Below are 23232 nucleotides of genomic sequence, written 5' to 3'. Positions count from 1 at the left end.
AAGACATGGGATACGTGGAGGTCTAACCCCCTAAATTTTAAGGTAATAGAAATGACTACAGTTTCAATGCGCGATATGCTTCAGGCCGGTGTCCACTTCGGTCACCAAACCCGTTACTGGAACCCAAAAATGAAGCCATTCATTTTCGGTGCTCGCAACGGTGTTCACATCATCAACCTTGAGCATACTGTGCCAATGTTCAATGAAGCGCTAGCTTTCATCAGCAACGTAGCTTCAAAGAAAGGTAAAGTATTATTCGTTGGTACTAAACGTGCTGCTGGCGAAGCGATCAAAGAAGCTGCTCTGTCTTGTGACCAGTACTATGTTGATCACCGCTGGTTAGGCGGTATGCTGACTAACTGGAAAACCGTTCGTCAGTCAATCAAACGTCTGAAAGAACTGGAAAGCCAATCAGTAGACGGTACTTTCGACAAGCTGACCAAGAAAGAAGCGCTGATGCGTACTCGTGAGCTTGAAAAGCTGGAAAAATCTTTAGGTGGTATTAAAAACATGGGCGGCCTGCCAGACGTATTATTCGTCATTGGTGCTGACCATGAGCATATCGCTATTAAAGAAGCTAACAACCTGGGTATCCCTGTTGTTGCAGTTGTTGATACTAACTCTGCGCCAGATGGTGTTAACTACATCGTTCCTGGTAACGACGACGCTATGCGTGCTATCCGCCTGTACACTTCTTCTGTTGCTGCTGCTGCAAAAGCTGGCCGTGGTCAAGATTTGGCTGTTCAAGCTGAGCAAGACGGTTTCGTAGAAGCCGAATAATAATAAGGCGGGATGATTATCATCACCCTTATTAACCAAGATTTTTGATTGGTTAACAGGGGCCATTCGGCCCCTGTTTTATATCTGCAAATTAGTCGATTTTTTATAGAGGATTTAACAATGGCAATTACTGCTGCCCAAGTTAAAGAACTGCGCGACCGTACTGGCGCAGGCATGATGGATTGTAAAAACGCTCTGACAGAAGCTAACGGCGACATGGAGTTAGCAATTGACAACATGCGTAAGTCTGGCGCTGCTAAAGCTGCTAAAAAAGCGGGTAACATCGCTGCTGACGGTACAATTCTGATCAAGAATGGCGAAGGTTTCGCTGCGCTATTAGAAGTTAACTGTCAAACTGACTTCGTTGCTAAAGATTCAAACTTCTTAGCATTCGCGAACGCAGTATTAGATGCTGCTGCAGCATCTAAAGTGACTCTTGAAGATTTAAAAGCACAGTTCGAAGATGCACGCGTTGCATTGGTAACTAAAATCGGTGAAAACATCAACATTCGTCGTGTTGAGTACATCGATGGTGCAAACCTATCTTCATACCGTCACGGTGAGCGCATTGGCGTTGTTGTTGCCGGTGAAGCTGACGAAGAAACCTTAAAGCACATCGCAATGCACGTTGCTGCTTCTAAGCCTGAATACGTGAACCCAGAAGATGTTCCTGCAGAAATCGTTGCAAGAGAACAAGCTCTGCAAATCGAAATGTCAATGAACGAAGGCAAATCGGCAGAGATCGCTGAGAAGATGGTTCTTGGTCGTATGAAGAAGTTCACCGGTGAGATTTCTCTGACTGGTCAAGCTTACATCATGGAACCAAAGAAAACTGTTGGCGAAATTCTGAAAGAGAAAGGCGCTAAAGTCACTAACTTCATTCGTTTAGAAGTGGGTGAAGGTATTGAGAAGAAAGAAGAAGATTTCGCGGCTGAAGTTGCTGCTCAAATCGCTGCTTCTAAAAAGGCTTAATCGCCAACGCTAAATACCCCCAAGACCGCGGCAATAGCTGCGGTCTTGTTATGACCAGGATAAAAATTATGAGCACCAATCCAAAACCCGCATTTAGACGCATTCTTCTTAAATTAAGTGGCGAAGCACTGATGGGCGACGAAGGCTTCGGCATCGACCCTAAAGTATTAGATCGCATGGCTCAGGAAGTGAAAGAGCTGGTTGAGCTGGGTATTCAGGTGGGTGTGGTTATTGGTGGTGGTAATCTGTTTCGCGGTGAAGGCCTAGCAAAAGCAGGCATGAACCGTGTGGTGGGCGATCACATGGGTATGCTGGCAACGGTTATGAACGGCTTGGCAATGCGAGACGCCCTGCACCGTGCCTATGTTAATGCTCGTCTGATGTCAGCTATCCCGTTAAAGGGTGTGTGTGATGATTACAATTGGGCTGAAGCGATCAGCTTGCTAAAATCTGGCCGAGTGGTTATTTTTGCTGCCGGTACAGGTAATCCTTTCTGCACGACCGATTCTGCGGCCTGTTTACGCGGCATTGAAATCGAAGCTGAAGTCGTATTGAAAGGCACTAAAGTCGACGGTGTATACTCCGAAGATCCAATGAAGAACCCAGACGCCGTTAAGTATGATGAAGTGACTTATGCGGAAATTCTGGAAAAAGAATTAAAAGTAATGGACTTAGCCGCCTTTACTATGGCGCGTGATCACGACATGCCTATTTTAGTCTTCAACATGAACAAGCCTGGCGCTCTACGCCGCGTTATCATGGGTGAAGAAGAAGGCACGCTGATCAGAGCGAAAAAAGTTATTTAATGACCAAGAAGGACATTTAACGTGATTGAGAACATTAAGAAAGATGCGCAAGAGCGTATGGGTAAATGCGTTGACGCGACTAAAAACCAAATGGCAAAAGTGCGTACCGGTCGTGCCCACCCAAGCCTGCTGGATTCCATTCAAGTCTCTTACTACGGCACTATGACGCCACTAAACCAAGTGGCTAACGTGGGTGTTGAAGATTCACGCACTCTGTCTGTGACTGTGTTTGACCGTAGTGCTATCCAAGCCGTTGAGAAGGCTATTATGAGCTCTGATTTAGGTCTGAACCCTATGTCAGCTGGCGCGACATTACGTATTCCATTACCCGCGTTGACTGAAGAACGTCGTAAAGACTTCATCAAAGTGGTGCGTAACGAAGCTGAAAACGGTCGTATTGCTATCCGTAACGTGCGTCGTGATGCGATTTCTGAAGTGAAAAAGCTTGAAAAAGCCAAAGCTTGTACTGAAGATGATGTGCGTCGCAGTGAAGAAGAAGTGCAAAAGTTCACCGATGCTCACATTAAAAAGGTCGATGAGATTTTAGCGGCCAAAGAAATTGAGTTGATGGAAGTCTAATCTCAGTTCGATAAGCTAGAGTTGATGCGCCGTGTAGGGGTATACTACACGGCGTTTGTCTATTTTAAAGGGCTGTATTAGATGTCATCCACAGTGGAACTTGATCCGCACCCTAGGACGAGTGAGAGTGATTTATACACTCAAACGACCTTGCCGGGACAATTACCCGAACTCGTGAAACAGTCGTTACCTAAGCATGTTGCTATTATCATGGATGGCAATGGGCGTTGGGCACAAACCCAAGGTAAACCACGAGTGATGGGACATAAGGCTGGTGTTAAGGCCGTTAGAAGAGCCGTAAGCACGGCAAGCCAATTAGGGATTGAATCGCTAACCTTATTCGCATTTTCTAGCGAGAATTGGCGTAGACCCGATAAAGAAGTCAGCTTGCTGATGGAGTTGTTTTTTACCGTATTACAGCGCGAAATTAAATTGCTGGATAAGAATCAGGTTAAGCTCAACATTATTGGCGATATCAGCCGCTTTTCGGCGCGATTACAGAAACAAATTGCTGCTGCTCAAGAGAAGACATCTCGCAATACTGGCTTGGTTCTGAATGTTGCGGCTAACTATGGTGGCCGTTGGGACATACTTCAAGCAGCACAAAAATTAGCGGAAAAGGTCGAAACTGGCGAAATGACCAGCAGTCAGTTCACCGAAGAAGCCTTAAGTGCACATTTGTGCATGCAAAATCAGAGTGAAGTTGATTTAATGATCCGCACGGGCGGGGACTGTCGCATCAGCAATTTTGTGCTGTGGCAGGCGGCCTATGCAGAATTGGTGTTTACCGACACCCTTTGGCCTGATTTCGATGAACAGGCTTTTCATGAAGCGATAGCCATTTTTGCAAGTCGCCAGCGCCGTTTTGGTCTGACTGGAAGTCAGATTGATGAGATGCGTGCATTGTAAAACCTCATGAGGGATTTTTTTTGCTAAAACAACGAATAATAACAGCAACTTGGTTAGTTCCATTAGTTTTAGGGGCGATATTTTTGCTCCCTGCCAGCTATTTCGCCTGGGCCTTAGTTGCCGTCTTCCTTATTGCAGCAAAGGAATGGGGAAGAATTATCGATAATCAGTGTGATGTCACTCAGTGGAGCTTTACCTTCACAGTCGGCATCCTATTGGTGGCAATTAATCTGATTGTGCCAATTGATGCAGTTTGGTTAAGCCATCAGTTACATCCTATCTATTTGGCCATTCTCTATATTGGTGCATTCTGGTGGTTAGCATCACTATTATTAGTGATAACTTATCCTAAAAGCGCTAAGTTCTGGCAAAAGAATCCTATGTTTAAGTCCATGTTTGGACAGTTAACCTTAGTGCCTTGCTTTGTTGCTCTTATCGCGCTCAAATCCATTAGCTCACAAACTTCTCCCTATTACGGCCCAGTGTTAGTACTGTTAGTGATGTTGATTGTGTGGGCCGCTGATTCTGGGGCTTACTTCGTCGGTAAAGCGATAGGTAAAACGAAACTGATGCCTGCCGTGAGCCCTGCTAAAACCTTGGAAGGCCTACTCGGTGGTTTAGTGACGACTATGCTCGTGGTTGCAGGTGTTATGTATTATTCGCCAGAGCAAGAACTGGGTTTAGTTGTGGCAGTGACTTTATTTGTTGCTTTAGTGTCAGCGCTGGGCGATTTATCTGAGAGTATGTTTAAGCGTGCGGCCTGTATTAAAGATTCTGGCACTATTTTGCCCGGTCACGGCGGCGTGCTCGACCGCATCGACAGCCTGACTGCAGCCTTGCCGGTGTTTACCCTGATCTACATTGCATTCTGGATGTAACGCTATGCAAAATATGGTGATTTTGGGTGCTACCGGTTCAATTGGTGCTAGTACCTTAAGCGTGATTTCGGCTAATCCATTGGCTTATAGCATCTATGGATTGGTGGCTAATGCGAGCGTTGATAAGATGCTGGCTTTGTGTGTAGTCCATAAACCGAAAGTCGCGCATATGGTGGATGAAGAGGCTGCGAAACAGTTACGCGCCGTTTTACCCGCTGCGCTCAATATCCAAGTCACTACTGGCATGAACGATTTACTCGGTTTAGTGACGGCTGCCGAAGTGGATACCGTAATGGCAGCGATTGTCGGGGCGGCAGGGCTAGTACCAACCCTTGAAGCCGTGAAGGCGGGAAAGCGAGTATTACTGGCCAATAAAGAAGCTTTAGTCATGTCGGGTGAGTTGTTTATTGAGGCGACTAAGCGCTCTGGTGCTGTGCTCTTGCCCGTGGACAGTGAGCATAATGCTATCTTTCAATGTTTACCCCTAGAAGTGCAGGCTAACCTCGGCCGTTGCGATTTAGCTGCGTCGGGTATATCCCATATTTTGTTAACAGGTTCTGGCGGACCTTTCCTGCGGTCGGATCTTGCGACACTTGCTGCCATGACGCCTGCCCAAGCCTGTAAACATCCTAATTGGTCCATGGGACCTAAAATCTCTGTCGACTCCGCCACTATGATGAATAAGGGTTTAGAGTTCATTGAGGCGCGGTGGTTATTTAACACTCAGGCTGAGCAACTGAAGGTGGTTATTCATCCGCAAAGCGTGATCCACTCTATGGTGCAGTACCGTGATGGTTCGGTTATCGCCCAAATGGGTAACCCAGATATGCGCACACCGATTGCCCATTGCATGGCTTATCCGCAAAGAATTCATTCGGGCGTTGAACCTTTAGATTTTTTCAAAGTCGGACAGTTAAGCTTTTATGAACCTGATTTTGAACGTTTCCCCTGTTTGGCTTTGGCTATGGAGGCGTGTGCCCAAGGTCAAGAGGCAACAACCGTATTAAATGCTGCCAATGAGGTCGCTGTTGAAGCATTCTTGCAGGGGCAAATTGGTTTTACGCAAATTGCAAAAGTGAATGAGGCTTGTTTAGTCACTGTGCCTAAACGTCCTATGGGCAGCATAGAAGATATTTTAGCCTTAGATGCGCAAACCCGCGTCTATGCGCGTGAGACATTAGCAAGCATCGCTTAGCTATAGCTGAGTGATGAAATTTATAACGTAAGGAGTGGGATGTTAGATTTTTTATGGAACTTAGGTTCTTTCATCGTTGCACTGGGTCTGTTAATTACTGCCCACGAATACGGCCATTTCTATATCGCGCGACGTTGTGGCGTGAAAGTCGAACGTTTCTCCATTGGTTTTGGTAAGGCTATTTGGCGCCGTGTTGGTAAAGACGGCACTGAATATGTGTTAGCCATGATCCCCCTTGGCGGCTATGTCAAAATGCTTGATGAGCGTGTTGAAGACGTTCCCGATGAATTAAAAGATCAAGCGTTCAATCGTAAAACCGTATGGCAACGTATTGCGATTGTGGCCGCAGGTCCAATTGCTAACTTTATTTTTGCCATCGTTGCCCTGTATTTTATGTATCTGATTGGTGTGCCATCACTTAAGCCTGTGATCACTTCGACGACCCCCGGGACTGCTGCTGCGCAAATTCAAATCACAGAGCCAATGCAAATAACGGCCATTTCCGGTCAGGCTGTGCGTAACTGGGAAGAAGTGAATTTAGCTTTAGTCGGCCACATAGGTGATGAAAGTCTGAGTGTATCACTAACGCCATTGAATGGTTTGCAAGGTTTGGATTCTAGTGCGCGGTCTTACACCTTAGATACGCGTAATTGGCGTTTTGATCCTGAAAAAGAATCCCCGATTACGGCATTAGGGTTAGGGATTTATCGTCCCGAAATCGTCCCCACCATTGCTGCGATTAGTCCTGACAGTGCCGCTGCGAATAGTGAGCTAAAAGTCGGTGACACCTTAGTCGCAATAAATGGTAAAAATTATACCGATTGGCAGGCTTTTGTTGACATTATTCAACATTCTGCCAATGTGCCTGTGAGTTTAACTGTGCGTCGCAATGGCGAACAGTTTAATGTGGCAGTGACACCCTTAAGCAGTAAAAATGCCGATGGCCAAGAGATAGGTATGCTCGGGGTGAGCCCAACCCAAGCACAATGGCCAGACAATATGCGTTTACAACTTGAATATGGACCAATCGATTCTTTCGGCATAGCAGCGGATAAAACATGGCAACTTGTTGCTGTGAGCTTTAAGATGATTGGCAAATTATTTACCGGCGATGTGTCGGTGAAAAACCTGAGTGGACCCATTTCGATCGCACAGGGTGCGGGCAGTAGTGCAAACTATGGCTTGGTCTATTTTCTCGGGTTCCTCGCGCTCATCAGCGTCAATTTAGGCATCATTAACTTGCTGCCTTTACCTGTGCTCGATGGGGGACACCTGCTGTATTACTTTATTGAAGTAATAACTGGTAAACCTGTACCTGAAAAGGTGCAGGAAATAGGATTCAGATTTGGGGCAGCAATACTGCTGATGTTGATGAGCGTTGCGCTTTTCAATGATTTTGCCCGACTCTGAGCAAGGACAGACTAATAATTAGAAGTGCTCTATGAGATTGAATAAACTTTTTGCCTCGATGTTATTCGTCGGTGCGTCGTTTTCAGGGACTGTGTTGGCAGATACTTTCCAACCGTTTGAAGTGACCGACATCCAAGTTGAAGGTTTGCAACGAGTTGCACTCGGTGCTGCCTTGTTAAGCTTACCAGTAAAAGTAGGTGACACTGTTGACCAGTTAAGAATCCAGCAAGCGATTAAAAGCTTGTATGCATCGACTAACTTTGAAAATGTCTCCGTGAGCCGAGATGGCGGTGTATTAGTGGTGAAAGTCACTGAACGTCCAACTATCAGTGCCGTGACATTCGATGGCAACAAAGACATTAAAGACGAACAGTTACAGGAAAGTCTGGACGGTTCTGGCGTTAAAGTCGGTGAGTCGCTCGATCGTACTATGTTGACTGGTATTGAAAAGGGTCTGCAGGATTTCTACTACGGCGTGGGTAAATACGGCGCGAAAGTGGAAGCCCAAGTGATTAACTTACCCCGTAATCGGGTTGAGCTGAAATTTAAGTTTACCGAAGGTTTAGCGGCCGAAATCCGCCAAATTAACGTGGTCGGTAACAAAGAGTTCACCGATGCTGAACTGATCGGCATGTTGGAACTTAAAGATTATGTGGCTTGGTGGGATCTGTTTGGTGAGCGTCGTTATCAGAAGCAAAAACTGCAGGCCGATCTCGAGACCATCAAAACCTATTATCACAATAAAGGTTATATCCGCTTCGAAGTCACCTCGACTCAAGTGGCTATGACGCCTGACCGTAAAGGTTTATATATCACCATCAACGTAGATGAAGGTGAGAAATATAAAGTTAAAGAAGTAAACCTGACGGGTGATTTGATGGGTCGTGAAGAGTTGATGAAATCAATTCTGCCAATCAAAGCGGGTGATATGTACAACGGCGGTGACGTGACTTTCACCGAAGAAATGTACAGCAAGTATTTAGGCCGCTTCGGTTATGCTTACCCTGAAGTGAAAACCTACCCTGAAATTGATGATAAGACTAAAGAAGTCACCTTAAACATCAATGTTAAACCGGGTAAACGTGTTTACGTACGGGCGATTAACTTCACTGGTAACACAGTGACTAAAGATGAAGTGATGCGCCGTGAGCTGCGTCAGATGGAAGGCGCTTGGTTAAACTCAGCGCAAGTTGAGCAATCTAAAGCGCGTCTTAACCGTTTGGGCTTCTTCGAAACCGTTGACACTGAAACCATTCAAGTGCCAGGTACCGATGATTTAGTCGATGTTGCGGTTAAAGTGAAAGAGCAGCCGTCGGGCTCATTTAACGCGGGTGTCGGTTATGGTACTGAATCAGGCCTGAGCTTGCAGTTTGGTGTACAACAAAACAACTTCTTAGGTACAGGTAATCAAGCGGGTATTAGCTTGAGCACCAACAAGTACTCTAAAAACGTTAACTTATCCTATACCGATCCGTACTGGACAAAAGACGGTGTGAGTTTAGGCGGGAGCGTTTATTGGAGTGAGTTTGATGCCAATGAAGCTAACTTAGAACGCTATAAAAACAGTTCGTATGGTGTGGCGCTTAACTCGGGTTTCCCGATTAACGAATACAACCGTATCAATGGTGGTATTGGCTATCGTCACAACACGATTTCTGAGATCTCAGCTTATGAGCAGGCGCTGCGTTTCTATAACATCTATCGTGATGACGATCCAAATGCGGACTTAAGTTTCGATAACTTCGAACTCAGCCTGGGCTGGTATCGTAGCACCTTGAACCGTGGCACTTTCCCAACAGATGGCTCGTCCCAGCGTCTGAACGGCAAAATGACTTCGCCAGGGTCTGATTTACAGTATTTTAAGACAGACTTTGACACTAACTACTATTTCCCTGTTAACCGCAGTCAGAGCGTTGTGCTCTTGGCCCGTGGTCGATTAGGTTATGGTAACGGTTATGGTCAATTTAATGATAATGACCAAATTCTGCCTTTCTGGGAAAACTATTACTCAGGTGGTAGTAGCTCGCTACGTGGCTTTAAGTCGAACTCTGTAGGTCCACGTTCATTCTATCTCTATCGAGGTAGTGAGCCGTGTGCACCGGATCCATCGGGCGATGGCTGTAGCTTGCCTGGCGATCCTAATAGTATCCAAGTCAGTTCTGGCCGCTCTATCGGTGGTAATGCCCTTGCAACGGCAAGTATGGAGTTGATTGTACCAACCCCATTCCTGGATGAGGCTTACACTAACTCAGTTCGTACTAGTTTCTTCGTCGATGCGGGTAACGTCTGGGATACTGAGTTTGATTACGAGTCATATCAAACACTTCCGGCGGACGAGTTTGCTAAGTTACAAGACTATAGTGATCCAGCTCGCCTGCGCGCCTCTTGGGGCTTGAGTGTTCAATGGTTATCACCTATGGGACCTATGGTGTTCAGCTTGGCGTGGCCGCTTAAAGAATATGAAGGTGACCAAACGGAGATCTTCTCTTTCAATATTGGCAAAACTTTTTAAAAGGCATACACTCGGCAAGTTTTGCTGACAATAACAAGGTAACAAGGAGTTTATTTTGAACAAGATGGTAAATTGCGCGCTGATGACGTTAGTTTTGTTAGGCGCGCCGTTAGTGGCACATGCTGAGAAAATTGCCGTAGTGGATATGGGCGCTGTGTTTGAACAGCTCCCACAACGTGAACAGATCTCTCAATCTCTGAAGAAAGAGTTTGGTGATCGCGTAGCTGATGTCCAAAAAATGCAAGAAGAAATGCGTTCTCTGATGGAGAAGCAGCAACGTGATGGTGCGTTAATGAACGATGCACAAAAAACTGAGCTGGTTCGTAAAATGGAATCGCTAAAATCTGAATATCAGTTAAAAGGCAAAGCATTGGATGAAGACCTACGTCGTCGCCAAGGTGAAGAGCAAAATAAACTGTTAGTTAAAGTGCAAAAAGCCATCAACACTATCGCTGAAAAAGACCAATATGATTTGGTATTACAACGTGGTGCTGTCATTTATGTTAAGCCTAACGCTGACATCAGTGGCAAAGTGGTTGAAGCCTTAAGCAAAGGCAAGTAATAGATGAATAGTGTGACTTTAAAAGAGCTATGCCTGTTATTAGACGGTGATATCCAAGGCGACGAAACGCTAATTATTAATAGTGTGGCGACCTTAGAAAATGCCAAGGCGGGTCAGATCTCTTTTTTAGCCAACAGTAAATACCGCTCTCAGCTTGAGGCAACTCAAGCGAGTGCGGTGTTATTGTCAGCTAAAGATGCGCAGGATTATCAAGGTACTGCGTTAATTGTAAAAGATCCATATGTCGGTTTTGCTCGTGTTGCTCAGTATTTGGACACTACACCCAAAGCGGCGGTGGGTATCCATCCTTCGGCACAAATTGATCCTTCAGCCCATTTAGGGGAAGGTGTCGCTATTGGCGCGAATGCTGTGATTGGTGCGAACGTCATTTTAGGTGAAAATGTGCAGATTGGTGCCGGTGTTGTGCTGGGACAAGATGTGGTTATTGGCTCAAAAACACGTTTGTGGGCTAATGTCACCGTCTATCATGATGTGCATTTAGGACAGGATTGTATTATCCATTCGGGTGCCGTATTAGGCTCAGATGGTTTTGGTTATGCTAACGAACGTGGTCAGTGGATTAAAATTCCGCAGACAGGTGGCGTGCGTATTGGCGATCGGGTTGAGATTGGTGCTAATTCAACGGTAGATCGTGGGGCATTAGGCCATACAGAGATCCACGACGGTGTGATTATTGATAACCAAGTGCAAATTGCCCATAACGATATAATCGGCGAAAATACTGCTATTGCAGGCAGTACTACTGTTGCTGGCAGTGTCACTATTGGTAAATATTGTATTATTGGCGGTAGCTGTGCCATCGCAGGTCATTTGAGCATTGCCGATGGTGTGCATGTGTCTGGTGCTACCAATATCACCACTAATATGCGTGAGCCTGGTTTATACTCTTCTGCCACCGTGGCAATGGACAATAAACTTTGGCGTAAAAATACAGTTCGTTTCCGTCAGTTAGATGAACTGTTCCAGCGTGTTAAAACGTTGGAAAAAAATTTAAAAACACCAGATTAATTGCCCCAAGGCAATTTGAGGAACTCGGTTCGTGTCTAATCAAATGAACACTATGGATATTAAAGAAATACTTAAATATCTACCCCATAGATATCCATTCCTATTGATCGATCGTGTGCTTGATTACACTCCTGGTGTTAGTCTGCAGGCGATCAAAAACGTTTCAATAAATGAGCCATTTTTTCAGGGACATTTCCCGATACAACCTGTGATGCCAGGTGTGCTTATTTTAGAAGCGATGGCGCAGGCAACTGGCCTGTTAGCCTTTAAAACGATGAGTAGTGATGTACCACCACCAGGTGTGTTGTATTACTTTGCTGGTATCGATAATGCGCGTTTTAGACGTGTGGTTGAGCCAGGAGATCAAATTCATTTTGATGTCAAAATGATTAAAGAGCGCCGCGGGATTGGCGTTTTCTACGGTGAGGCCAAAGTGGATGGTGAAGTGGTTTGTTCCGCTGAAATCATGTGTGCCCGCAGAGAGATTAGTCAGTGATAGATACATTAGCGTTTGTGCATCCCGATGCAAAAATTGGCAATAACGTCACTATTGGCCCTTGGACCTATATCGGTGCGGGCGTCGAAATTGGTGATGATTGTTGGTTGAGTTCCCATGTGGTGGTCAAAGGTCCAACGATTATCGGCAAAGGGAATCGTATTTTTCAATTCGCCTCCGTTGGTGAAGAATGCCAAGACAAAAAGTACGCTGGCGAGCTGACACGACTGATCATTGGCGACAATAACGTCATCCGTGAAAACGTGACCATTCACCGCGGTACAGTTCAAGATAACAGTGAAACCCGTATTGGGTCGAATAACCTGTTTATGAACTATGTGCATATCGCCCATGACTGTGTGGTCGGCGATAATGTCATCATGGCGAATAACGCATCTATTGCAGGTCACGTGCACGTCGGTGACTGGGCGATTTTAGGCGGTATGACAGGCGTACATCAGTTTGTGCATATTGGTGCCCATGCGTTTACTGCCGGTTGTTCTTTAGTTTTGCAGGATGTGCCTCCTTTTGTGATGGCAGCGGGTCAACCGACAGTGCCTCGCGGCTTAAACAGCGAAGGTATGAAGCGTCGCGGTTTTTCTAAAGAAAGCCAGTTAGCCGTGCGTCGTGCTTATAAAACGTTATATCGTAGCAGCTTAACGGTAGAAGAAGCGATTGAAGCATTAGCTGAAGATGCGCAGAACGATGAGCAAGTCAAATTACTGCTTGAGTTTGTAAAGTCATCGAGTCGCGGCATTATTCGCTAACTTGATGACCACATGACAACAAAAGGGCATTTATATGCCCTTTTGTATTATTGGTTTAAGCCTTTTTTGTGGTAGACGTAGCCGTTAAAAATGCGTTTATTCATCAATGCATTCGACCATAAATGAGCTTAGTCATTAATTGAATCATTAACTTAACATAAGTGTAGGCTTGGAACGATGCATTTTAGGTGCGGTTTACCTCTTCATCCAATGCCATTAATTCATGAGACGTGATTGGTTTATGAGCAATAAAACTCCATTAGTGTTTGCCATGGTTGCCGGAGAACTCTCAGGCGATATTTTAGGTGCAGGTTTAATGGCTGCGCTGCAAAAGACCCATCCCGATGCGCGCTTTGTCGGTATCGGTGGACCCCGCATGGAAGCCCTAGGCTTCAAATCCCTGTTTGCGATGGAAGAACTCGCAGTGATGGGAATCGTTGAAGTGTTATCTCGTCTACCTCGCTTATTAAAAGTGCGGTCATCCTTGATTAGAGAGATCACCGCGCTTAAGCCCGATTGTTTTATTGGCATAGATGCACCGGATTTTAATATAGGCCTCGAGCTTAAACTCAAAGCGCGCGGTATTAAAACCGTCCATTATGTGAGCCCATCCGTGTGGGCATGGCGCCCAAAACGTATATTCAAAATCGCGAAGGCGACCCATATGGTGTTGTCGCTATTGCCATTTGAGAAAGCTTTTTATGACAAGCATCAAGTACCTTGTACCTTTGTGGGTCATACCTTAGCGGATGATATTCCGTTGCGAAGCGATAAAGCGGCGGCGCGCCAGTTACTTGAACTCGATGCCGATGCAGAATATTTAGCGATTCTACCGGGATCCCGTGGTGGCGAGTTAAAGCAATTGGCCGAGCCTTTCGTAAAGGCGGCTTTACTGATTAAACAGAACTTCCCTGATATACGTTTTGTGACGCCACTGGTCAATCAAAAACGCCGTGAGCAATTTGAGCAAGCGCTGAAGGATTTTGCACCGGATCTCGAAATTCATATGGTCGAAGGTCAGTCGCGCGAAGTCATGGCGGCTGCCGATGGCATTTTATTAGCATCTGGCACCGCGACGTTAGAAGCCATGTTGGTCAAGCGTCCAATGGTGGTGGCTTATCGTGTTAGCCCTATGACCTATTGGATTGCTAAGCGCATGATGCAGGTCGAGCGTTTTTCTTTACCGAATCTACTGGCTGGAAAAGATCTCGTCCCTGAGCTCATTCAAGAAGATTGCACGCCAGAGAAAATAGCTGCGGCGGTCACAGTCGAGTTAAATCGAGATTTTACGCCGCTCAAAGCTGAGTTTGATGCCCTGCACCAAGTGTTACGCCGTGATGCGAGCTTAAAAGCCGCTGAAGCGGTAATGGCACTGGTTGAGCCTAAACCAAGTCATGCTAAATCACTGGAGGCTAACTAGTGGCAACTTTTAAAAGTTTAACCGACGCCGATTTGCTGGCCTTTTCGACGGGATTAATTGCTGGTGTGGATGAAGTCGGCCGTGGGCCATTAGTCGGCGATGTAGTGACTGCGGCTGTGATTTTAGATCCAAACAAGCCCATCAGTGGTCTGAATGATTCCAAGAAACTCAGTGAGAAGCGTCGCGAAGCTTTGTTTGATGAGATTTGTGAAAAAGCCCTGTGTTATCACGTGGGCCGCGCAAGTCCTGCTGAAATCGATACGCTTAATATCTTGCATGCCACTATGTTGGCAATGCAGCGCGCGGTTGCAGGGCTTAAGATTGCGCCTGCGTTGGTGTTAGTCGATGGCAATCGCAGTCCGGCATTTGTTGCCCATAATGGCGTCTCGCTTACCAGTCACAGCATCATTAAAGGTGATGGTTTAATTGCCAGTATTAGTGCCGCATCGATTATCGCCAAAGTGACGCGGGATCGTGAGATGGATGTGCTCGATGCTGCTTATCCGCAATACGGTTTTGCTAAGCATAAGGGCTATCCGACTAAGGTGCATTTTGAGGCCATCGCCGAACATGGGGTATTTGACCAATATCGTAAAAGTTTCAAACCCGTCAAGGCATTACTGGGACTGTAAGCTGTGCTCCCAAGCTACCTGAAGATACGAGTTTCAGGTTGTTTGGGTATAAGTTCCCGTTATCCAGCAAAGTCACTGGCTCTGGCTGCGTGACTTTGTTAGTCTGCTTTCTAGTTATTGTTAACCTGCTATTCAAAGATAATCCTAATTATGTCCGATCCTCGTTTTGTGCATCTTCGTGTCCACAGTGACTTCTCTATGACCGATGGCGTGGCCAAGGTCAAGCCTATTTTGGCGCAGGTGGAAGCGCAGGGAATGGCCGCGGTCGCCTTGACTGACCAAAATAACTTTTGTGGTTTGGTGAAGTTTTACAGTGGTTGCCATGGTGCGGGGATCAAGCCGATTATTGGTGCCGATTTTTGGATGCAAGTGCCAGGATTCGAAGGCGAATTATGCGCCTTAACCATCATTGCGATGAACAATGTCGGTTATCAGAATCTGACCCAAATCATCAGTCAAGCCTATTTGCGTGGCCAAGTGGCTGGGCGTGTGGTGATCGACCAAGAGTGGTTACTCACTTATAACGAAGGCATTTTGCTGTTATCAGGCGCTAAAGAGGGCGATCTGGGTAAGGCGCTCCTCAAGGGTAATAGCACTCAGGTTGAATCTTTATGTGAGTTTTATCAAACTCATTTCACTGACCGTTATTTCCTCGAACTTATCCGCACAGGTCGCCCCGATGAAGAGCGTTATCTGCATATGGCTGTGGCCTTAGCGCAGGAGAAGGGCATCCCTGTGGTGGCCACTAATCAGGTGGTGTTTCTTAAACCCGAAGATTTTGATGCCCACGAAATTCGGGTGGCAATTCACGATGGCTTTACCCTTGCCGATCCTCGCCGACCTAAAAAATACAGTGAACAGCAGTATTTGCGTAGCGAAGAGGAAATGTGTGAACTATTCGCCGACATTCCTGCGGCGTTGGCGAACAGTGTCGAAATCGCTAAACGCTGTAATGTAACGATCCGTTTGTACGAATATTTCCTGCCCAACTTCCCGACGGGCGATATGTCCATCGAAGACTTTCTGGTCGATTGTTCGAAGAAGGGCCTTGAAGAGCGGCTCGAGTTTTTGTTCCCTGATCCTGAGGTGCGCGCCGAGAAACGCGGCGAATACGATGAGCGCCTCGACATTGAACTTAAAGTGATCAACCAGATGGGGTTCCCCGGTTACTTCTTGATCGTAATGGAGTTCATCCAATGGGGTAAAGATAACGGTATTCCAGTAGGGCCTGGTCGGGGCTCGGGCGCGGGTTCACTCGTGGCCTATGCGCTTAAGATTACCGACTTAGACCCATTGGAATTTGACTTACTGTTCGAGCGATTCCTCAACCCTGAGCGGGTTTCTATGCCCGACTTTGACGTCGACTTTTGCATGGATAGACGTGATGAAGTGATCGACCATGTGGCCGAATTGTACGGCCGCGAAGCGGTATCGCAAATCATCACCTTCGGAACTATGGCGGCAAAAGCGGTTATTCGCGACGTTGGCCGCGTGCTGGGTCATCCCTATGGCTTCGTTGACCGAATTTCTAAACTCATTCCACCAGAACCTGGGATGACGCTGGCAAAAGCGTTTGAGGTCGAGCCAGCCCTGCAAGAATCCTATGATGCCGATGAAGACGTAAAAGATCTGATCGACATGTGTCGCAAGCTCGAAGGTGTGACGCGTAACGCCGGTAAACACGCGGGTGGTGTGGTGATTGCACCGACAAAAATTACCGATTTTGCGCCGCTCTATTGCGATGCTGAAGGTAAAAACCCAGTAACACAATTCGATAAAAACGACGTCGAAACCGCAGGTTTAGTTAAATTCGACTTTTTGGGTTTACGTACTTTGACCATTATCGACTGGGCACTGGAGATGGTGAACAAGGTCGAGGTCAAAAACGGTCGCCCACCTGTGCGTATCGAAGCGATTCCGTTAACGGATGCTGCATCTTTCCGCTTGTTGCAAAAATATGAAACCACAGCGGTATTCCAGTTGGAATCCCGCGGTATGAAGGATTTGATTAAACGTCTGCAGCCCGACTGTTTTGAAGACATGATCGCACTGGTGGCATTGTTCCGCCCTGGGCCTTTGCAATCGGGCATGGTAGATAACTTCATCGAGCGTAAGCATGGGCGCGAAGAAGTGTCTTATCCCGATTCACAGTACCAGCATGAATCACTAAAAGAACTGCTATCGCCGACCTACGGTATTATTCTGTATCAAGAGCAAGTGATGCAGATTGCACAGGTGTTATCGGGTTACACCCTTGGCGGCGCCGACATGTTGCGCCGTGCTATGGGTAAGAAAAAGCCCGAAGAGATGGCCAAGCAGCGCAGTATCTTTAAAGAGGGCGCAATCAATAACGGCGTCGACGGCGACTTGTCGATGAAGATCTTCGACTTAGTGGAAAAGTTCGCCGGCTACGGTTTTAACAAATCTCACTCAGCCGCCTATGCGCTTGTGTCTTATCAGACCTTATGGCTAAAAACCCATTATCCTTCGCAGTTTATGGCGGCGGTAATGTCGGCCGATATGGACAACACAGATAAAATTGTGACTTTGGTCGATGAATGCGAGCGTATGGGATTACCGCTCATTCCTCCGGATGTGAACAAAGGCTTGTTCAAATTTACCGTCGATGATGATTTGCGCATTGTTTATGGCATTGGCGCCATTAAAGGCGTGGGTGAAGGTCCAGTTGAATCGATTTTAGAGGCGCGTAAAGATGGCCCCTTCGTGGATTTATTCGATTTCTGTGCCCGTATCGATTTGAAAAAGCTCAATAAGCGCGTGATTGAAAAGCTGATCTGCGCGGGTGCACTCGATACTCTTGGGCCGCATCGTGCGTCTATGATGGCAACCTTGCCCGAAGCGATTCGCGCCGCCGATCAACATGCCAAAGCCGAGGCGATTGGCCAACACGATATGTTTGGTTTGCTCAACAGTGAACCCGAAGACAGTAAGCAGCAGTTTGTCGAATGTACCCCATGGCCAGATAAAATTTGGCTCGAAGGCGAGCGCGAAACCTTAGGCTTGTATTTGACCGGTCATCCGATCAATCAATATTTAAAAGAGCTTAAGCATTACACGTCCGGTCGTTTGAAAGATGTGCATCCCACCGAACGGGGTAAAACCGCTAAGGCTGCGGGGTTAGTGGTGGCAACGCGAGTGATGCTGACCAAGCGCGGCTCGAAAATGGGCCTGTTGACACTCGATGATAAGAGCGCACGTCTTGAAATCATGTTGTTTACCGAAGCCTTTGAAAAATTTAATCATCTGCTGGAGAAAGACCGCATCCTCATTTGTGAAGGTGAGGTGAGTTACGATGATTTTGCCGGCGGCAACCGCATGACGGCGCGTAACATCATTGATATCAGTGAGGCGCGCAGCCACTTTGCCAAGGCGCTGGAAATTGATATGGATGGCAGCGAGTTAACGCCATCGGCGTTAGACACTTTCGAGCAAGCCCTAAGCCCGTGGCGTAACGGTGCTGTGCCTGTGGTGATCAATTACACTCAAGCTCAAGCCAAAGGTCAGTTTAGGTTAGCCGATGCTTGGCGAGTGAATCCGACCGATGACTTGATGCTCTCGCTCGAATCGTTACTCGGGCCAAACAAGGTGAGAATTTTATTCTAATGTTGGCGAATGTCTTAGGTGTAAACAGATGAAGTTAACTTATGTCGGCTAAGCGTGACGAAGCATTGACTGCTGGCGATCTCAGCGCGCATATCTGTGATTTTTTGGCTGCGCAATCCTTAGCGCCTGACAGCAAGTTAGTACTGGCTTACAGTGGTGGGGTTGATTCTGAAGTCTTGGCCTTTGGTTTAAGCCAGTTTGCACGGACACATCCGGAGTTTAATTATCAGCTAGTGTATGTACACCATGGCCTAAGTGATAACGCTGAGGCTTGGGCACAGCATTGCCTTGAGCGGGGCCAGCATTACGACCTGCCCGTGACGGTTGAGCGAGTCACGGTTAATCGTGGGCCAAGATTGAGCCTTGAAGCTGAAGCGCGCAAAGTGCGTTATCAGGCGATTGAGCGGCATTTAAGTGCCAATGATGTGTTGCTGACAGCTCACCATGAAGACGATCAGCTTGAGACTATTTTACTGGCGCTGAAACGTGGTCAAGGCCCGAAAGGGCTGGCGGCCATGGGGCAAGTACAAGCATTAGCACAAGGCAAACAATTGCGGCCGTTATTGGATATCAGCCGTGAGCAGATTGAAGCCTACGCAAAACAGCAGGGCTTAGTGCATATTGAAGATGAAAGTAATCAAGACGATAAGTACGATCGAAATTTTTTACGCTTAGAAATTATTCCCCGCTTAAAAGCGCGTTGGCCGAGTATTGCGACAACTGCGAGTCGAAGTGCGGCATTGTGCGCCGAACAACAGGCGACGCTGGATTTACAGGTGAGTGAACGTTTACCTTTATGGTTAACCCAAGCGCCTTACCATACTCAAAATGTATTCAAGCTCGATGGTTTTGCTGAACAGTCAGCCGACTGGCAAGCGTTACTCTTACGTGGCTTTATTGAATCCCAAGGTTTTGCTTTGCCCTCAAAGGTGCAGCTTAAGCAAATCATCACTCAGCTTCTTAACGCGAAAGACGATGCTAAAGTGCATATTCGAGTGGGTGAGTGTGAAATCCGCCGCTTTGCTAATCAAGTCTATTTATTCAAGTATCAAACTTACAAACGTCACACTCAGCCTGTGAGTTGGACCTTGCCACAGCATGACTTTATTTCTTTATTACAGGGAGATAGTACCGAATTAGTCGTGTCGCCTGCGGACTTAGCGAATGGTGAGCAGATTAGGCTGATAGTGACAGAACAAGGTCCCAGAGTCCGCTTACCTTGGCCTGATGAAGTGGTCAGTGTGCGTTATCAACTTGCGGGACAATTTCGCTGCCACCCGCATTCTCGGGGTAAGGGGCGAGAATTAAAGAAACTGTGGCAAGAGTTTGCCATTCCGCCTTGGGTACGCGAAAAGGTGGGGTTTGTGTTTTATGGCGAGCAACTGGTGATGGCAATTGGACTGTGGGTTGAAAAGGGCTTTATTGTTGAGTCGAATGGACTTGGTTTACAGGTGTTTGTTGAGGAAGCAAAGGAATTCTAGTCGAGAGTTAATCTTGGAATATTGGCGTGTTCTAGGAAAGCGAGAGGAGAGTGGAACGCAGCGCGTCAGTTTGATTTAGACCTTTATGGGGTACGCGCTGCGAGTGAGTTATCGCATTTCATTTGGCATCCCTGCGCGTGTTAAACTAATTGATTTTGGCTGAGTTTATAGCAGTTACGTCCGGCGGCTTTGGCTTGATAAAGCGCCTTATCGGCGAGTTCATAAAGTTGTTCGGCTTCAATGGTATCGTGTGATTCTGCCGCCCCTAAACTACAGCTCACCCCAAATTGATTGAAACTACTGTGCTGATTGATTACCGAGACAATCCGTTCACATAACAAGCCTGCCGCATGAATATTGCCTTGGACAATAATGACGAATTCATCACCACCAATCCGGAAGGCTTGATCTGTGTTGCGTATGGTTGCACGAATGATGTCACCAAATTCCTTCAGAATATAGTCACCACATTTATGGCCGAATTTATCATTAAGTTGTTTAAAGTTATCAAGATCGAGCACTATGAGAGCGACTGCTCCTTGTTTTCGATGGGCTCTGGCGGTCGCATTACTGAGACTCTGACTGTAATAATGGCGATTGCCTAAGCCAGTGAGCGAGTCAAACATAGCTTGCATCGACATTTCTTGATATTGCAACGCATTTAATAAAGGTTGCAATAACAGCGGTTCAATATCCTGTAAGTTTGAGGTTTGTGATGGCGTAAATGGCGTCACCAGTTGGTACTGAATCGTTAATGGCATTCCTGCACACATGAGCTGTCGTTTGACGCTGATACCATAACGTTTGCCCCAGCTGAATTTGTGCTCGCCATAGGTTAAGCGCACGCCTTGGATCGGCAAGTGTTGTCCCAGCACTTTGCCATAGCAGGCAAAGACTGTCCTAGGATCTAAACTGGCATGCAGTTGTTGGATCACTTGTATCAAGTCCAATGGATTATCATTGGGACTATAATGTTCTGTTTGATAGCGATATTCGTCGGGATACAGCTCGGTCGCTAGGCCAAAGTCCATAATCATCACTCCAGCAAATGTTAGTGCGATACATCTCTAACCTAGTCTAAGCAAATACCGTGCCGCAATATTTTTTAATAAAATTTGTCTTTGTTAGTCATTCAGTTAAGCTTAAAACTGAGAGTTAGATTTTTTGACACGTCAGCATTTTGACAGGAGTCATAGCCCCAATGGAACATAGCTTCTTAATCCAAATACTACTTATGCTCGTGATTGCCATTGTGGCCATTGCTGTGCTGCGCCGTTTGGGCTTACCCGCAATTCTGGCTTATTTACTCACAGGGGTAGTGAGTGGCCCGAGTGGTTTTCACTGGTTTACCCAGCATCAAATGCAATCTGTTGCCGAACTTGGCGTTGTGCTGCTGATGTTTACCTTAGGGTTAGAGTTCTCTGTGCCGCGGCTGTGGGCCATGCGCCGCACCGTATTTGGCTTAGGCAGTGCACAGATGGTGATCACAACCTTGTTGACCATGGGCGCGGCCCTATTGTGCGGCCTGAATTGGGTTGAAGCCTTGGTTATCGGTGCTGCCATCGCGTTGTCATCTACTGCTATTGTCCTTAAATTGCTCAATGAACAGGGATGGCTGAGGCGCCGCCACGGCGAACTCTCCGTCAGCGTGCTTTTATTCCAAGATTTAGCGGTTGTGCCGTTGTTGATCCTATTGCCATTACTGGCCAATGGCGGCGAACCTTTGATGGTCGCGGACATCGCCTTTGCCTTGCTCAAAGGCATTTTGGCCTTTTTCCTCTTAATGGCGTTTGGTAAGTGGGCACTGCCACGGATATTTGATGAGGTTGCGCGTTCTCGCTCCAATGAGCTGTTTGTATTATCGACCTTAGTCGTTGCGCTTGTCACAGGGGCTTTTACTCAGTGGCTAGGATTATCCATGGCACTGGGGGCATTTATGGCGGGTATGCTGCTGGGAGAAAGCCAGTACCGTCGCCAGCTTGAGGCGGATATACGACCGTTTCGCGATCTATTGATGTGGCTGTTTTTCATCTCCATTGGCATGATGCTGGACTTTACCTTAGTGATGCGTTTCTGGTGGCAGATATTGCTGATCTTAGTCGCCGTTGTACTAGGTAAGGCGCTGATCATTCATGGCATTTTAAGATTAGTAGGCGAGCCTTTTCGAATTGCGATGAGTACGGCAATGAGCTTAGCTCAAGTGGGGGAGTTCAGTTTTGTGGTATTGGCTTTAGCGGTCAACTATCAACTTTTAAATAATGAGATCAGTACCGTATTAGTCATGGTCGCCGTGCTTTCCATGGCAATAGCTCCTTGGTTAGTTCGTCATAGTGTGGATATTGCTAAGTGGGCGCTGGGGATCCGTCAGGCAAAGCATGTGGATGAAGCTGTGCCATTGATGATGGATGATCATGAGCTGGTGATGATTTTTGGTTACGGCCGAGTAGGACAAACCATTGCCCGTTTTTTAAAAACTGAAGCTGTACCTTATCTGGTATTGGATCTCGATCCAACGCGCGTCACTGAAGCGCGTCGTGCGGGCGAACCTATTTATTTCGGTGATGTGTGTAAACGGGCAATTTTAAAACAAATGGGCGTTAAACAGGCCAAGATGATCGTTATCACTTTTTGTGAGTCACGTAGTTTAGAAGAAGTCTTACCTTTATGTAAGTTATTGGCACCGGAGGTTAAAATTTTAGTTAGAACCAAAGACGACAGCGATCTAGACTTGCTTAAAAAGGCGGGAGCTAATCAAGTGATCCCTGAGTCTTTAGAGGGGAGCTTGATGTTAGTATCGCAGGTACTACACCAATGTGGTGTGCCATTGGCACGGATCCTAAAACGGCTAGAATCTGAGCGGCGCAATCATTATCAATTTTTACACGGCTTCTTTTCCGGCACAGAAACTGATTTTACTTTAGAGTCATTGCATGCGGTGGCATTACCGCGTGGGGCTGATGCGATTGGTAAAACCGTTGCCGATATCCTGTGGGAAACACTGAAAGTAGAGTTAAGGGCGATTCGTCGCAATGGCGCTGAAGTGGAACATCCTGAGCAGGACTGGGTTTTTCGTGCAGGGGATATCTTACTGATAGTGGGTAAACCACGGCGACTTGAGAAAGCTGAGGCTAAGCTCCTACATGGCTAAAGGCCTGAGGGTCACTCTTTTGAGATGGATGA

19 protein-coding genes are annotated in these 23232 nt (G+C 46.7%); 18 read left to right on the top strand and 1 reads right to left on the bottom strand.

What is annotated here, in order from left to right:
* Nucleotides 1-51: 51 nt before the first annotated feature.
* From rpsB to tilS, 17 genes are all read left to right on the top strand, one after another.
* Nucleotides 52-780, top strand: coding sequence for a 30S ribosomal protein S2 (gene rpsB / locus L5L94_RS00430; protein ID WP_028760607.1), 729 nt, complete (start codon nt 52-54; stop codon nt 778-780).
* A 120-nt stretch (nt 781-900) separates the two neighbouring features.
* Nucleotides 901-1752: a translation elongation factor Ts gene (tsf, locus tag L5L94_RS00425; RefSeq protein ID WP_028760606.1), complete on the top strand. Its 852-nt coding sequence runs from the start codon at nt 901-903 to the stop codon at nt 1750-1752.
* Between the two features lie 68 nt (nt 1753-1820).
* Nucleotides 1821-2558: a UMP kinase gene (gene pyrH / locus L5L94_RS00420; RefSeq protein WP_006080981.1), complete on the top strand. Its 738-nt coding sequence runs from the start codon at nt 1821-1823 to the stop codon at nt 2556-2558.
* A gap of 21 nt (nt 2559-2579) precedes the next feature.
* Complete coding sequence (gene frr, locus L5L94_RS00415; RefSeq protein ID WP_012088724.1) at nt 2580-3137, top strand: ribosome recycling factor; 558 nt, start codon at nt 2580-2582, stop codon at nt 3135-3137.
* Between the two features lie 81 nt (nt 3138-3218).
* Nucleotides 3219-4046 (top strand): isoprenyl transferase, encoded by an 828-nt coding sequence (locus L5L94_RS00410; protein WP_028760605.1) that lies wholly within the window; start codon nt 3219-3221, stop codon nt 4044-4046.
* Between the two features lie 20 nt (nt 4047-4066).
* Nucleotides 4067-4924: a phosphatidate cytidylyltransferase gene (locus L5L94_RS00405; RefSeq protein ID WP_263160666.1), complete on the top strand. Its 858-nt coding sequence runs from the start codon at nt 4067-4069 to the stop codon at nt 4922-4924.
* 4 nt (nt 4925-4928) lie between these two features.
* Entirely contained in the window at nt 4929-6119 is a 1191-nt protein-coding gene (gene ispC / locus L5L94_RS00400) for a 1-deoxy-D-xylulose-5-phosphate reductoisomerase (protein ID WP_263160664.1), read from the top strand.
* 39 nt (nt 6120-6158) lie between these two features.
* Nucleotides 6159-7529, top strand: coding sequence for a sigma E protease regulator RseP (gene rseP, locus L5L94_RS00395; protein ID WP_028760602.1), 1371 nt, complete (start codon nt 6159-6161; stop codon nt 7527-7529).
* Nucleotides 7530-7560: 31 nt separating this feature from the next.
* Nucleotides 7561-10041 carry an outer membrane protein assembly factor BamA gene (bamA, locus tag L5L94_RS00390; RefSeq protein ID WP_131523800.1) on the top strand — a complete coding sequence of 827 codons (2481 nt, stop codon included), beginning with the start codon at nt 7561-7563 and terminating at the stop codon, nt 10039-10041.
* Between the two features lie 64 nt (nt 10042-10105).
* On the top strand, nt 10106-10603 hold the full coding sequence (locus tag L5L94_RS00385; protein WP_028760600.1) for an OmpH family outer membrane protein: 498 nt from the start codon (nt 10106-10108) through the stop codon (nt 10601-10603).
* A gap of 3 nt (nt 10604-10606) precedes the next feature.
* Nucleotides 10607-11632 carry a UDP-3-O-(3-hydroxymyristoyl)glucosamine N-acyltransferase gene (gene lpxD, locus L5L94_RS00380; RefSeq protein ID WP_105249717.1) on the top strand — a complete coding sequence of 342 codons (1026 nt, stop codon included), beginning with the start codon at nt 10607-10609 and terminating at the stop codon, nt 11630-11632.
* A gap of 31 nt (nt 11633-11663) precedes the next feature.
* Complete coding sequence (gene fabZ / locus L5L94_RS00375; RefSeq protein WP_006080990.1) at nt 11664-12128, top strand: 3-hydroxyacyl-ACP dehydratase FabZ; 465 nt, start codon at nt 11664-11666, stop codon at nt 12126-12128.
* Nucleotides 12125-12895, top strand: a complete 771-nt coding sequence (gene lpxA, locus L5L94_RS00370) for an acyl-ACP--UDP-N-acetylglucosamine O-acyltransferase (protein WP_263160663.1) — start codon at nt 12125-12127, stop codon at nt 12893-12895. The genes fabZ and lpxA overlap by 4 nt, the downstream gene beginning before the upstream one ends.
* 241 nt (nt 12896-13136) lie before the next feature.
* Entirely contained in the window at nt 13137-14315 is a 1179-nt protein-coding gene (lpxB, locus tag L5L94_RS00365; protein ID WP_168823178.1) for a lipid-A-disaccharide synthase, read from the top strand.
* Nucleotides 14315-14947 carry a ribonuclease HII gene (gene rnhB, locus L5L94_RS00360; protein WP_263160661.1) on the top strand — a complete coding sequence of 211 codons (633 nt, stop codon included), beginning with the start codon at nt 14315-14317 and terminating at the stop codon, nt 14945-14947. The genes lpxB and rnhB overlap by 1 nt, the downstream gene beginning before the upstream one ends.
* 150 nt (nt 14948-15097) lie before the next feature.
* Nucleotides 15098-18571, top strand: coding sequence for a DNA polymerase III subunit alpha (gene dnaE / locus L5L94_RS00355; protein ID WP_263160660.1), 3474 nt, complete (start codon nt 15098-15100; stop codon nt 18569-18571).
* A 41-nt stretch (nt 18572-18612) separates the two neighbouring features.
* Nucleotides 18613-20052 (top strand): tRNA lysidine(34) synthetase TilS, encoded by a 1440-nt coding sequence (gene tilS, locus L5L94_RS00350; protein ID WP_263160658.1) that lies wholly within the window; start codon nt 18613-18615, stop codon nt 20050-20052.
* A 140-nt stretch (nt 20053-20192) separates the two neighbouring features.
* Here tilS and L5L94_RS00345 read toward each other — a convergent pair whose 3' ends face one another.
* Nucleotides 20193-21083, bottom strand: a complete 891-nt coding sequence (locus L5L94_RS00345; RefSeq protein ID WP_105249714.1) for a GGDEF domain-containing protein — start codon at nt 21081-21083, stop codon at nt 20193-20195.
* Nucleotides 21084-21253: 170 nt separating this feature from the next.
* Here L5L94_RS00345 and L5L94_RS00340 point away from each other — a divergent pair, with 170 nt between their 5' ends.
* A complete protein-coding gene (locus L5L94_RS00340; RefSeq protein ID WP_263160656.1) occupies nt 21254-23200 on the top strand; it encodes a monovalent cation:proton antiporter family protein in 1947 nt (648 codons plus the stop codon).
* Nucleotides 23201-23232 lie beyond the last annotated feature (32 nt).

It is taken from the genome of Shewanella sp. SM21 (genome assembly GCF_025654335.1).
Classification (GTDB): Bacteria; Pseudomonadota; Gammaproteobacteria; order Enterobacterales; family Shewanellaceae; genus Shewanella; species Shewanella oncorhynchi.
This window is presented reverse-complemented; position numbering and strand designations above follow the sequence as displayed.